This is a genomic window from Pantoea sp. S-LA4 (genome assembly GCF_054482835.1).
Map to the genome: position 1 here is coordinate 1,248,279 of NZ_JBTLRC010000002.1, position 13,393 is coordinate 1,261,671.

General features: G+C 56.0%; 12 protein-coding genes. 10 read left to right on the plus strand and 2 right to left on the minus strand.

Features of this window, described 5'->3' with window-relative positions; genetic code table 11:
- The first annotated feature begins 38 nt into the window (after nt 1–38).
- Both flgK and flgL read left to right on the plus strand, forming a co-directional pair.
- Nucleotides 39–1,688, plus strand: a complete 1,650-nt coding sequence (gene flgK / locus ACX3P5_RS06735; protein WP_336754997.1) for a flagellar hook-associated protein FlgK — start codon at nt 39–41, stop codon at nt 1,686–1,688.
- 14 nt (nt 1,689–1,702) lie between these two features.
- A complete protein-coding gene (gene flgL / locus ACX3P5_RS06740; protein ID WP_233984634.1) occupies nt 1,703–2,668 on the plus strand; it encodes a flagellar hook-associated protein FlgL in 966 nt (321 codons plus the stop codon).
- A gap of 170 nt (nt 2,669–2,838) precedes the next feature.
- On the opposite strand, the gene rne is transcribed toward flgL, so the two are convergent.
- On the minus strand, nt 2,839–6,234 hold the full coding sequence (rne, locus tag ACX3P5_RS06745) for a ribonuclease E (RefSeq protein ID WP_458968445.1): 3,396 nt from the start codon (nt 6,232–6,234) through the stop codon (nt 2,839–2,841).
- A 572-nt stretch (nt 6,235–6,806) separates the two neighbouring features.
- On the opposite strand from rne, the gene rluC reads away from it, so the two are divergent.
- Nucleotides 6,807–7,763, plus strand: a complete 957-nt coding sequence (gene rluC, locus ACX3P5_RS06750) for a 23S rRNA pseudouridine(955/2504/2580) synthase RluC (RefSeq protein ID WP_233984632.1) — start codon at nt 6,807–6,809, stop codon at nt 7,761–7,763.
- Between the two features lie 13 nt (nt 7,764–7,776).
- Here rluC and ACX3P5_RS06755 read toward each other — a convergent pair whose 3' ends face one another.
- A complete protein-coding gene (locus ACX3P5_RS06755) occupies nt 7,777–8,364 on the minus strand; it encodes a Maf family protein (protein WP_458968446.1) in 588 nt (195 codons plus the stop codon).
- Nucleotides 8,365–8,504: 140 nt separating this feature from the next.
- On the opposite strand from ACX3P5_RS06755, the gene yceD reads away from it, so the two are divergent.
- The 7 genes from yceD (at nt 8,505) to acpP (ending at nt 13,316) form a co-directional block, all read left to right on the plus strand.
- Nucleotides 8,505–9,026, plus strand: coding sequence for a 23S rRNA accumulation protein YceD (gene yceD, locus ACX3P5_RS06760; protein ID WP_094120386.1), 522 nt, complete (start codon nt 8,505–8,507; stop codon nt 9,024–9,026).
- Between the two features lie 14 nt (nt 9,027–9,040).
- Nucleotides 9,041–9,211: a 50S ribosomal protein L32 gene (rpmF, locus tag ACX3P5_RS06765; RefSeq protein ID WP_003849870.1), complete on the plus strand. Its 171-nt coding sequence runs from the start codon at nt 9,041–9,043 to the stop codon at nt 9,209–9,211.
- Nucleotides 9,212–9,236: 25 nt separating this feature from the next.
- The gene (gene plsX, locus ACX3P5_RS06770) at nt 9,237–10,277 is read left to right on the plus strand and encodes a phosphate acyltransferase PlsX (RefSeq protein ID WP_233984630.1); all 1,041 of its coding nucleotides are present in this window, start codon (nt 9,237–9,239) and stop codon (nt 10,275–10,277) included.
- Nucleotides 10,278–11,231: a beta-ketoacyl-ACP synthase III gene (locus ACX3P5_RS06775; RefSeq protein ID WP_094120388.1), complete on the plus strand. Its 954-nt coding sequence runs from the start codon at nt 10,278–10,280 to the stop codon at nt 11,229–11,231. It begins immediately after the preceding gene.
- A 16-nt stretch (nt 11,232–11,247) separates the two neighbouring features.
- On the plus strand, nt 11,248–12,180 hold the full coding sequence (fabD, locus tag ACX3P5_RS06780) for an ACP S-malonyltransferase (protein WP_458968447.1): 933 nt from the start codon (nt 11,248–11,250) through the stop codon (nt 12,178–12,180).
- A 10-nt stretch (nt 12,181–12,190) separates the two neighbouring features.
- Nucleotides 12,191–12,925 (plus strand): 3-oxoacyl-ACP reductase FabG, encoded by a 735-nt coding sequence (fabG, locus tag ACX3P5_RS06785; RefSeq protein WP_094120390.1) that lies wholly within the window; start codon nt 12,191–12,193, stop codon nt 12,923–12,925.
- A gap of 154 nt (nt 12,926–13,079) precedes the next feature.
- A complete protein-coding gene (gene acpP / locus ACX3P5_RS06790; RefSeq protein ID WP_003849865.1) occupies nt 13,080–13,316 on the plus strand; it encodes an acyl carrier protein in 237 nt (78 codons plus the stop codon).
- The last annotated feature ends 77 nt before the right edge of the window (nt 13,317–13,393 follow it).

The following is a 13,393-nucleotide window of genomic DNA, read 5'->3' on the forward strand; positions in this document are numbered from 1 at the left end:
ACTGCCAGCCCGGTTGACGGGGAATGTAAGGAACCGAGATGTCCAGCATAATTAACTCCGCGATGAGCGGATTGAGTGCCGCGCAGGCCGCCCTGAGCACCACCAGCAACAACATTACCAACTACACCGTGGCGGGCTATTCACGCCAGACCACTATCCTTGCCCAGGCTAACAGCACCCTGCAGGGCAACAGCTACTATGGCAACGGGGTTAACGTGACCGGCGTTCAGCGTGAATATGATGCGTTTATCGCCGCCCAGCTGCGCGGCTCCAGCGCGAACTACAGTGCGGTAAGCACCCAGTACAGCCAGATTTCTAACATCGACGATCTGTTATCGACCTCGACCACCAGTCTGTCGACCTCGATTCAGAGCTTCTTTACCAACCTGCAGAACGTGGTCAGTAACGCCAACGATCCGTCGGCGCGCCAGTCAATGCTGAGCAACGCCCAGGGGCTGGTCAGCCAGTTCCAGACTACTTCGCAGTATCTGACCAGCATGCAGAACAGCGTTAACAGCGACATTGGCTCCAGCGTGGATAAGGTCAATACCTACACCACGCAGATTGCGGATCTGAACAAGCAGATCGCCAGACTGACGACCGGCACCGGTACCGCACCGAATGACCTGCTGGACAAGCGCGATCAGCTGGTCAGCGACCTGAACAATGTGGTCGGCGTGACCGTGTCGGAGCAGGATGGAAGCTATAGCGTTTCAATGGCGAACGGCCTGACGCTGGTCAACGGCACCAAATCAAACCAGCTGGTGGCCATGACGTCCAGCAGCGATCCGACCCGCACCACCATTGGTTATGTGGACAAACAGGCCGGTAATGTTGAGATCCCGGAAAAACTGATTACCACCGGTTCGCTCGGTGGCCTGCTGGCGTTCCGCTCGCAGGATCTCGATCTGGCGCAGAACCAGCTCGGCCAGCTGGCCGCTGCCTTTACCACCAGCTTTAACACCGTGCATAAGCAGGGCTTTGACAGCAACGGGGATCAGGGCGTCGATTTCTTTAATATCGGCACGCCGACCGTGGTGAGTAACAGCAAAAACAGCACTGCAGCCTCGGTGACCGCTGAGTGGACCGACACCAGTGCGCTGAAAGCCTCTAACTACACCCTGAGCTATGACGGCAGCAACTGGACCGCGACCCGCGCGTCTGACGGCGTCTCCGTCGCCATTAACCGGGTCAACGAGAGCAACGGCGACACCACGCTGAGTTTTGACGGTCTGAAGCTGACCGTCGGCTCCACCCCTGCGCCGGCTGCCAAAGACAGTTTCCTGGTGAAGCCGGTACAGAACGCGATTAACGACATGTCAGTGGCTATCACCAGCGAATCACAAATCGCCGCTGCCGGTGCAACAGGTGGCGAAAGCGATAACCGTAATGCGCAGAAACTGCTGAACCTGCAGGACAGCAAACTGGTGGGCGGCAACGCCACGCTGGCACAGGCTTACGCCAGTATCGTCAGCACCGTCGGCAACAAAACCAGCTCGCTGGAAACCACCAGCACCACGCAGGAAAGCGTGGTCAGTCAGCTCACCGAACGGCAGCAATCGGTCTCCGGGGTTAACCTCGATGAAGAGTACGCCAACCTGACAAAATATCAGCAATATTACATGGCAAATGCGCAGGTACTGCAGACTGCCAGCACCATCTTTGATGCATTGATCAATATTCGCTAAGGGTAGGGGATAGCATGCGAATCAGTACAAATATGATATTTAACCAGCAGGTGCGTGGAATTACCGACTCGCAAGCCTCCTGGCTGAAAGTGGGCGAACAGCTCTCCAGTGGCCGCCGGGTCACCAATCCATCGGACGATCCGATTGCCGCCTCACGCGCGGTGGTGTTGTCGCAGACGCAGTCGCAGAGCAGCCAGTACGCGCTGGCGCGTACTTTTGCTAACCAGGGATTATCGCTGGAAGAAAACGCGCTGAAAGGCGTGACCGGCAGTATTCAGGATGCGCAAACGCTGATCGTCAACGGTTCAACCGGCACGCTGAGTGACGATGACCGTGGCTCGATTGCGACCCAGCTCGAAGGTATCCGCGCCCAGTTACTCAACCAGGCTAACAGCCAGGATGCCAACGGTCGTTATATCTTTGCCGGTTACAAAACTGACAGCGCGCCGTTTGTAGATGGCGCCGGCACTGGCGTGAGCTATGCGGGCGGAACCGATGCTATTACTCAGAAAGTGGACAGCAGCCGCAGCATGACCGTCGGCCATACTGGTGACGATATCTTCATGGCGATCACCGGCAATGCCACCAAAGAGCCGGACGGCAGCGCCAGCGAAACCAACCTGTTCGCCATGCTGGATAGCGCCATTGCCGCGCTGAAAGTGCCGCAGGATGATGCGGATGCCGCCACTAAACAGACGTTCCAGGATGCGATGGATAAAACCAACCGCGGTCTTGGCAACTCGCTGAACAACGTCTTAACCGTGCGCTCCGAAATCGGGACTCAGCTGTCGGAACTCGATACGCTGGATGCCCAGGGCGACGATCGTAACGTGATTTACAGCTCGCAGATGAGCGACCTGGTGGATGTGGATTATACCCAGGCGATTTCCAGTTACACCATGCAGCAGACGGCGCTGCAGGCGTCGTACAAGACCTTTACCGATATGTCTAAGATGTCCCTGTTCCAGCTGAATTCATAATCTGACCTGAAAATTTGAGCGTACTTTAACCGGGTGCGCTTAGTTTCTCCCATCCTCCTGATAAAAGAGGGTGGGATTTTTTTTGCCTGTATGCCAGCTGAGCCACAGAAAACAGGCATAAAAAAAACCCCGGCTTGCAGGCCGGGGTCAGGTTCAGAGCAAGGTCAGCGTTATGGCTTAGTCGCTGGTGCCGTGGCCTGATGGGTAGCCGCGTGACCGCCAGCAGAACCACGTCCATCGAACTGGTACGGAGAACGTACCCAGTCGCTGTGACGTGCCGGTTCTGGCTGCCAGACCGGCGCAGGCGCTTTGGTCATTGGCGCAGAAGCGAAGTGCTTCCAGCGGGTGACATCTGCGGCGACGGCAGGCTCAGCAGCGGCAACCGGTTCAGCGGCAGGCTCAGCAGCAACCGGCGCTGGCGATGCTGCCACCGGTGCAGGTTCAACGTCACGAGCCGCGACAGGCGCATGAGGCTCAGTGCTTAACACCGTCTCAGCGTCGGCTGCGATCGGGGCATTCAGCACTTCTTCTACCTGTGCTTCAGTTTCACGGCTGACTTCGACCGGTGCCTGCTGAGCCATCTCTGCGGGCTGTGCCGCTTCATCACTCTGTGCAGCATCCGGCATTTCGCTTACCGGCTCAGCAGGCTGTGCCTGAGCAGCGATGGTTTCAGCGATCGCTTCAGCCGCGGCTGGGATTACAGACGGCTGATGATCAACCGGTGCATCGATCGCACGGGTATCGTCAGTGTTCACCACCGGCACCGGCGTTTCGGCCTGCGGTTCAGCCTGCTGCACGGGGGCGTCCTGTGACGCATCTGATTCAACCGCAGCAGCAACCGGCAGTGCAATGGTGCCTGCGGTCTCTTCACGGCTGTAATCTGGCGTTTCCTGAACGGCATCCTGCACTACCTGCTCTTCGCTGGCCTGGCTGACCGGATAGCGTACCCACACTTTACCGGAGGCCATTTCTGGCGACGCGGCTGCAGCCGCCAGAGGCATGGCTGACTGGGTTGGGTAACGCTCATCACGATAACGGCGACGACGCTGACCGCTGACGCGCAGATGACGTGGCGAACGGCGTGAGCGACGCGGCATATTGGCGTTATCACGGCTGTCGTTATCATCCTGCTCTTCGATCTGTGGGGCTTCGGTTGGCAGTACGTCGGCCGCTGGTTGCGGTACCGCACGCGCTTCAGTCGGCACGGCAATATCCGTGGCTTCTGCAGGCAGTGGCTGACGATTATCATCAACGCGGACTTTCTGGCTCAGTTGACGCGGCTTACGACGCGGCATCATCTGCACGCGTTCGTCATCCTGCGCTTCAGGGGTTTCAGCTACAGCCTCGGCAACCACTGGCTGCTCGGCGGCTTTCGCGGCTTCCTGCTGGGCGCGTTTCTCTTCCTGACGACGACGCTGACGTTCAGCACGTTGCTCACGACGCTGTTGCTGCTGCTCGTCGCGCTGCTGACGGGCTTCTTCGCTCAGTGCCGGACGCTCTTCACGCACCTCGTTAGGCTGAGACTGACGCTTGTTGCGACGGTTATCATTGCCTTCACGTGGCTCACGGTTTTCGCGCGGCTCGCGGCTCTCGCGTGGTTCACGGCTTTCACGCGGCTCACGCGGTTCGCGGCTTTCACGTGCCTGACCATTTTCACCGTTACGCGGCGTACGCTCACGACGGTTGTTATTGCGACGGTTGTTGTTGCGACGATCGCCACGCTGATTGGCGTTCTCTTCTTCGCTTTCCGGCGCTTTCTTCGGTTCTGCAACTTCAGGCGTAGCTGGCGTTGCCGCAGGGGCGTCTTCGCCACCGAACATTTTCTTCAGCCCACCGAACAGGCGGCCAAGGAAGCCGGTGCTGACGGTTGCTGGTGCCGCGACGGTTGGCGCTTTCGCTGCCGGTTGCGCTTCAGCGCGTGGCGCTTCGGGTGCAACTTCAACCGGTGCAGGAGGCGCATCAGGCATGACAAAGGCCGCCAGCGCTGGCTGCTCAGGACGACGACGTTCGCCGTGCTCCTCTTCCGATGGCAGCGCCATTTCAGCTTCATGCAGCTTCGGCAGATGGTAGCTCAGCGTCTGGGTCTCTTCACCTTTACGCACGCGCAGCACGGAATAGTGTGGGGTTTGCATCTTGTCATCAGGAACAATGATGGCCCGCACGCCGCCCTGGCGTTTTTCAATGGCATTGACCGCTTCACGCTTCTCATTCAGCAGGTAAGAGGCCACCTGAACTGGCACGATGGCGTGCACTTCTTTGGTGTTATCTTTCAGCGCTTCTTCTTCAATCAGACGCAGGATCGACAGCGCCAGTGATTCGTTATCACGAATGGTGCCGGTGCCGCTACAGCGTGGGCAGACGTGATGGCTTGATTCACCTAACGACGGGCTCAGACGCTGGCGTGACATCTCCAGCAGGCCGAAGCGAGAAATGTGGCTAATCTGGATACGCGCACGGTCCTGACGCACCGCTTCACGCAGACGATTTTCTACCGCGCGCTGATGGCGGACCGGTGTCATATCGATAAAGTCGATAACGATCAGGCCGCCGAGGTCACGCAGACGCAGCTGACGGGCAATCTCGTCTGCCGCTTCAAGGTTAGTGTTAAACGCTGTCTCTTCGATATCGCCGCCGCGCGTAGCGCGTGCTGAGTTGATATCAATTGCGGTTAACGCTTCGGTGCTATCGATCACAATCGAGCCGCCGGAAGGCAGGCGGACTTCACGCTGGAAAGCGGATTCGATTTGCGATTCGATCTGATAGTGGCTGAACAGCGGGATTTCACCGGTGTAGAGCTTAATTTTGCTGCTGAAATCCGGACGGCCCAGCGCAGCGATATGCTGACGCGCCAGTTCCAGTACTTTCGGATTATCAATCAGGATTTCGCCGATGTCCTGGCGCAGATAGTCGCGGAATGCACGAACGATGACGTTGCTTTCCTGATGAATCAGGAACGGCGCCGGACGGTTTTCAGCGGCTTTTTTAATCGCTTCCCAGTGTTTCAGACGGAAGCTCAGATCCCACTGCAGCGATTCGGCAGATTTACCGACACCGGCGGTGCGGACGATCAATCCCATGCCTTCCGGCAGTTCCAGCGCCGACAGGGCTTCTTTCAGTTCGGTACGATCGTCACCTTCGATGCGACGGGAGATACCGCCTGCACGTGGGTTGTTCGGCATCAGTACCAGATAGCTGCCCGCCAGAGAGATAAAGGTGGTCAGCGCAGCGCCTTTATTGCCGCGTTCTTCTTTATCGATCTGGACAATGACTTCCTGACCTTCACGCAGCACGTCTTTGATATTCGGACGACCATGCGCGTTGTAGCTGGAGGGGAAATATTCGCGGGAGATTTCTTTTAAAGGGAGGAAACCGTGACGCTCTGCGCCATAATCGACAAACGCAGCTTCAAGGCTGGGTTCAATGCGAGTGATTTTACCTTTGTAAATGTTGGCTTTTTTCTGTTCGTGTCCTGGGCTTTCGATATCCAGATCGTACAGACGCTGACCGTCAACCAGGGCAACGCGCAACTCCTCCTGCTGAGTTGCGTTTATTAACATTCTTTTCATCGTGACTTACTCGTTATTCTTTCATGAGTGATTACAGCTGCGGGCATAGTTACCCTGGACGAGTATCAACCGATGGCCCCGTGACTTAGTGCAATGTCGTCAGCCTCACGGCTGTCGACCGCGCGAGGGGCGCAAATAACGTCGGTGGCCTGTTTTTCATAAGGGAAAACAGCACCAGATAGTGGAAATGCCTGAGAGAAATAAAAAACCCGTGCACTCCATACTGCTGTCCAGGCCGCAACCCGCAGCCCGCTAAGTGCCTGATTTCGCATTACGTCTTACGCCATTGCTGCGTGTCTGCTCGATACGGCAAAATGACAATTTCGCTCTTTTTCTGCCCTGAAACCCTTCAGGTAAGAAACTTAAGCATTATTCCATTGCTAACCTTCATATAGCAAGGCGACTTTAGCCAGCTTGTGAAGTTTCTTTACATTTAGCACCATAATATATCGGGTCAAGCGCCAGGTTGTTGAAAAAGCCAGCAGCCGGGCCGCTTATCGCGACACTAACCCCAGAGTTAAGCACAGAAAAAGGGGTGGCGCTATCAGGGGACACTATTTAGAATCGCCGCCATGAAAACAGAGAATCCGGGCGTACAATTTGTCGCCATCACGGCTGAAAATGCCGGACAACGCATTGATAACTTTTTGCGCACCCAACTGAAAGGTGTGCCGAAAAGCATGATTTATCGCATCGTACGTAAAGGCGAGGTGCGGGTGAATAAAAAACGCGTCAAGCCGGAGTACAAGCTTGAGGCGGGTGATGAGGTCCGTATTCCGCCGGTGCGGGTCGCCGAGCGCGATGAGGATGCCGTCTCACCGAAGCTGGCTAAAGTCGCCTCGCTGGCCGATGCCATCCTGTATGAAGATGAATCCCTGCTGGTGATGAATAAGCCGTCCGGCACCGCAGTGCACGGCGGTAGCGGGCTGAGCTTCGGGGTCATCGAGGGATTACGTGCCTTGCGGCCCGAAGCGCGCTTCCTGGAACTGGTTCATCGGCTGGATCGTGATACCTCCGGCATTTTACTGGTGGCGAAGAAGCGCTCGGCGCTGCGTTCTCTGCATGAACAGCTGCGCGAAAAGGGGATGCAGAAAGATTACCTGGCGCTGGTGCGCGGTAACTGGCCTTCACACCTGAAAGTGGTGCAGGCGCCGCTACTGAAAAATATTCTGCAGAGCGGCGAACGTATCGTGCGCGTCAGCAGCGAAGGGAAACCGTCAGAAACCCGCTTTAAAGTAGAAGAGCGTTTTGAGTTTGCCACGCTGATTAAAGCCAGCCCGGTGACCGGGCGTACGCACCAGATCCGCGTCCATACTCTCCATGCTGGCCACCCGATTGCTTTCGACGATCGCTACGGGGAGCGTGAGTTCGACAGCCAGCTGGCCTCAACCGGCTTAAAGCGGCTGTTCCTGCACGCTGCAGCGCTCACCTTTACTCATCCCGGCACCGGCGAAGTGATGCGGGTGGAAGCACCGCTGGATGACGGCCTGAAGCAGTGCCTGCTCCGGCTACGTCAGCTAAAAGCGTAATTGCGCGCTGGCATCACGCCGACAGCGGATTGATGCCGGCTTGCCGTAACATGCCGTTGAGCGCGATCAGCGGCAGTCCCACCAGCGTATTGGGATCGCGTCCCTCTAACCGATCAAACAGACAAATCCCCAGGCCTTCACTTTTGAAACTGCCGGCACAGTACAGCGGCTGTTCCTTCTCTATATAGGCAGCGATCTCCGCTTCGCTAAGATCACGAAAGTGCACCACAAAAAGCTCACAACATTGCATCAGTTGCTGACTGGCGGGGTGAAAAAGCGCCAGACCAGTATAGAAGGTGATGCGGTTGCCGCTGGCGGCGCGTAGCTGCGCCCGGGCATTCTCCACGGTGTGCGGTTTACCGGTAATCATCCCGTTCAGCACGCAGACCTGATCGGAGCCGATGATCCAGTGATCGGGGTAGGCCTGAGCCAGCGCTTTTGCTTTCGCGACGGCAAGGCGTGAGACCAGCGCTTCCGCGGTTTCACCGGGCTGCGGGGTTTCATCCACTTCGGGGGCGGCGGTGATAAAGGGCAGGCCCAGCTTGTCTAATAACGCCTTGCGAAAAGGCGAGGTGGAAGCTAAAAGAATCGATGTGGTCATTTTTTTTCAATAGTGATAGCGAATTGGTGACAGTCATTTTAAACTGTGCGCCGCACTGGATGCGAATAGTGGTTGAAAGATGCTGTTTAACGGCCTTTTTCTTTGACTCTATGACATTACAAAGTTAATATGCGCGCCCTATGCAAAAGGTAAAATTACCCCTGACGCTGGACCCGGTCCGCACCGCTCAAAAACGCCTTGATTATCAAGGTGTCTACACATCTGTACAGGTGGAGCGCGTGGCCGAGTCAGTAGTTAGTGTGGACAGTGATGTGGATTGTGCCATGTCGTTTGCGGTTGACAGTCAACGTCTGGCGGTACTGACGGGTACAGCTGAAGTACAAGTGACGTTGCGTTGTCAGCGCTGCAACCAGACCTTTCCTCATCATGTACACGTAAGTTATTGCTTCAGTCCTGTCTCTTCTGAAGAGCAGGCCGAGGCATTGCCGGAAGCGTACGAGCCGGTCGATGTCAACGAGTTTGGTGAGATCGATCTGCTGGCAGTTGTCGAGGATGAAATCATTCTCGCGCTGCCGGTCGTTCCGGTACATGATTCTGAACACTGTGAAGTGTCCGAGGCGGACATGGTCTTTGGCAAACTGCCTGCAGAGGCGGAGAAACCAAATCCATTTGCCGTATTAGCCAGTTTAAAGCGTAAGTAATAGGAGTAAGGTCCATGGCCGTACAACAGAATAAACCCACCCGTTCTAAGCGTGGTATGCGTCGTTCGCACGATGCGCTGACCACTGCTGCTCTGTCAGTAGATAAAGTTTCTGGCGAAACTCATCTGCGTCACCACATTACTGCGGATGGTTACTACCGCGGTCGCAAGGTTATCGTTAAGTAAGTTTCTTGCTTAGCAAGGCGATACCTTGACACGTTTGACCCTGGCTATTGATGCCATGGGCGGGGACTTCGGTCCTTGCGTGACAGTGCCTGCAGCATTGCAGGCACTGGCCTCTCATTCGCAGCTGTTCCTTCTTCTGGTCGGTAATCCCGACATCCTCACGCCATTGCTTGCCAAAGCGGATTCCTCCTTACTGGGGCGTTTGCAGGTGATTCCTGCCGAATCGGTTATTGCAAGTGATGCGCGGCCCGCTCAGGCCATCCGAAACAGTCGCGGCAGCTCAATGCGTGTGGCGCTGGAGATGGTGAAAGAGGGACGTGCGCAGGCCTGCGTCAGCGCAGGAAATACCGGCGCGCTGATGGGGCTGGCCACGCTGATGCTCAGGCCGCTGGACGGTATTAAACGCCCGGCGCTGATGTCCGTGTTACCGCACCAGCAGCAGGGTAAAACGGTGGTGCTGGATCTGGGCGCCAACGTCGGTTCAGACAGCGCGATGCTGGTTCAGTTTGCGGTGATGGGATCGGTGATGGCGGAGCATGTCCTCGGCATTGCCCGACCGCGTGTCGCACTGCTCAATATTGGTCACGAAGAGACCAAAGGGCTGGAAACCATTCGCGACGCAGCGGTAATCCTGCGAGAATCACCGCAGATCAACTATATTGGTTACCTTGAAGGTAATGAGCTACTCACCGGTAAAACGGATGTGATGGTCTGTGACGGGTTTGTCGGTAATGTCACGCTGAAGACCATGGAAGGCGTGGTAAGAATGTTTCTTTCCCTGCTGAAGTCGTCAGGGGAAGGCAAAAAACGGTCATGGTGGCTGAGGTTGCTGGGACGCTGGATTCAGAAACGTCTGGCGAAGCGCTTCGGGCATCTCAACCCAGACCAGTACAATGGCGCTTGTCTGTTAGGATTGCGCGGAACAGTGATCAAGAGCCACGGTGCAGCAAATCAACATGCCTTTGCCGTGGCGATCGAACAGGCAGAGCAGGCGGTGCGGCAGCAGGTTCCCGAACGAATTGCTGCGCGCCTTGATGCTGTATTAGCCAGGAGTGACAAAGCCTAGATGTATACCAAAATTATCGGTACGGGCAGTTATTTGCCTAGCCAGGTTCGCACCAATGCCGATCTGGAAAAAATGGTGGAGACGTCGGACGAGTGGATTGTCACCCGCACCGGCATCCGTGAGCGCCGTATTGCTGCGCCTGACGAGACGGTCGCCACCATGGGATTCAGCGCGGCTCAACGCGCCCTTGAAATGGCCGGCGTTGAAGCGAACGATGTTGGGCTGATTATTGTCGCCACAACCTCTTCCAGTCATGCCTTCCCCAGCTCCGCCTGCATGATCCAGCAAATGCTGGAGATCAAAGACTGCGCGGCGTTTGACCTTGCTGCCGCCTGTGCGGGCTTTACCTACGCCCTGAGCGTGGCCGATCAGTACATTAAAAATGGCGCGGTGAAGCATGCCCTGGTAATCGGCGCAGACGTGCTGGCGCGCGCGCTCGATCCCGAAGATCGTGGCACCATCATTCTGTTTGGTGACGGCGCAGGTGCGGTAGTGCTTGGCCCAAGCGAAGAGCAGGGGATTATCTCCACCCATCTGCACGCCGATGGTCGTTATGCTCAGTTGCTGACTCTGCCTTATCAGGATCGCGCCCATCAGGATAAACCTGCCTACGTGACAATGGCCGGCAACGAAGTGTTCAAAGTGGCGGTTACCGAGCTGGCGCACATCGTTGATGAAACCCTGCAGGCGAACAACCTCGATCGCGAAATGCTGGACTGGCTGGTGCCACATCAGGCCAACCTGCGCATTATCAGCGCGACGGCGAAAAAACTGGGGATGACCATGGATAAAGTCGTGGTTACCCTGGATCGCCACGGCAATACTTCTGCCGCATCGGTGCCAAGCGCACTGGATGAAGCGGTCCGTGATGGCCGCATCAAACCCGGACACCTTATTTTGCTGGAAGCCTTTGGTGGTGGATTCACCTGGGGTTCTGCACTGGTTCGCTTTTGATTGACAGGAACGTAAGATGACGAAATTTGCTTTTGTTTTCCCAGGTCAGGGTTCACAGACGGTCGGTATGCTGGCAGATTTAGCCGCTGCCTGGCCGCAGGTGGAAGAGACTTTCCGCGAAGCCTCTGCGGCACTGGGATATGACTTATGGCAGTTAGTCAGCCAGGGTCCGGCTGAAGAGTTGAATAAAACGTGGCAGACTCAGCCTGCGCTGTTAGCCGCTTCGGTCGCTATCTATCGTGTCTGGCAGCAGCAGGGCGGTGAACAGCCGTCAATGATGGCCGGTCACAGCCTGGGTGAATATTCCGCGCTGGTCTGTGCGGGTGTGCTCGATTTTGCCGATGCGATCAAGCTGGTTGAGCTGCGTGGCAAACTGATGCAGGAAGCGGTGCCGGAAGGCACGGGCGCGATGCAGGCGATTATCGGCCTGGATGATGCGTCCATCCGCAAAGCCTGTGAAGAGAGTGCACAAGGTCAGGTGGTCTCGCCGGTTAACTTTAACTCGCCAGGTCAGGTGGTCATCGCCGGTAACAAAGAAGCGGTAGAGCGTGCTGGCGCGGCCTGTAAAGCTGCCGGTGCTAAACGTGCGCTGCCGTTACCGGTCAGCGTCCCTTCACACTGCGCGCTGATGAAGCCTGCAGCCGACAAACTGGCCGTTGCGCTTGAGTCCATCACCTTCAATTCGCCTGCCGTACCGGTGATTAATAACGTCGATGTGAAAGCGGAAACTGACGCTGGCGCGATTCGTCATGCGCTGGTTCGCCAGCTTTACAGCCCGGTTCGCTGGACTGAAAGCGTGGAAGCGATGGCGGCACAGGGCGTGACTCAACTGCTGGAGATCGGTCCAGGCAAAGTGCTGACCGGTCTGACCAAACGCATTGTGGATAGCCTGACAGCGGCTGCCGTCAACGACAGTGCATCACTGACGGCTGCACTCGGAAAGGAATAAGAGGAAAATCATGAGCTTTGAAGGTAAAGTTGCGCTGGTCACCGGCGCGAGTCGCGGCATTGGTCGTGCGATTGCAGAGACGCTGGCGGCAAAAGGCGCTAAAGTGGTAGGCACCGCGACCAGCCAGAGTGGCGCCGACGCCATCAGTGCTTACCTTGGCGACAAGGGCAAAGGCCTGTTACTGAACGTGACTGACGCTGCATCAATCGAGACTGTTTTAGAGAATATTCGCGCAGAATTTGGCGAAGTGGATATTTTAGTCAATAATGCAGGCATTACGCGTGATAATCTTCTCATGCGCATGAAGGACGATGAGTGGCAGGATATCCTCGATACCAACCTCACTTCTGTCTTCCGCCTTTCTAAGGCGGTATTGCGTGCCATGATGAAAAAGCGCGTGGGCCGTATCATCACCATCGGTTCCGTTGTTGGAACTATGGGTAACGCGGGTCAGGCAAACTACGCGGCAGCAAAAGCGGGTTTAATTGGCTTTAGCAAATCACTGGCGCGCGAAATCGCGTCACGTGGCATTACCGTCAACGTCGTGGCTCCAGGTTTTATTGAGACAGACATGACGCGGGCACTGAACGAAGATCAACGTTCCGGAATTTTGGCGGAAGTCCCTGCGGGTCGTTTAGGCGAAGCGCAGGAAATCGCCAATGCTGTGGCATTCTTAGCCTCTGACGAAGCAGCCTACATCACAGGTGAAACGCTGCACGTCAATGGCGGCATGTACATGGTCTGATAAATCACGAAATCATTTGCATTATTTGCGGTTAAAACCGCAAAATAGCGTAAAATCGTGGTTCGACCAGCCGGGATTTTGTTGCATCTTTTTCACCATTTTATACACTACGAAAACCATCGCGAAAGCGAGTTTTGATAGGAAATTAAATAGTATGAGCGATATCGAACAACGCGTTAAGAAAATCATCAGTGAGCAGCTGGGTGTGAAAGAGGAAGAAGTGACCAACTCTGCATCTTTCGTAGAAGACCTGGGTGCCGATTCTCTTGATACCGTTGAGCTGGTAATGGCTCTGGAAGAAGAGTTTGATACTGAAATTCCAGACGAAGAAGCTGAGAAAATCACTACCGTTCAGGCAGCGATCGACTACATCAATAGCCACAAAGGCTAATGAATATCTTCAGGCGGTCGCTCGACCGCCTGATTTTTATGTTTGTCCCACATAGTTCCCTATTTCCCCTCCCTGGA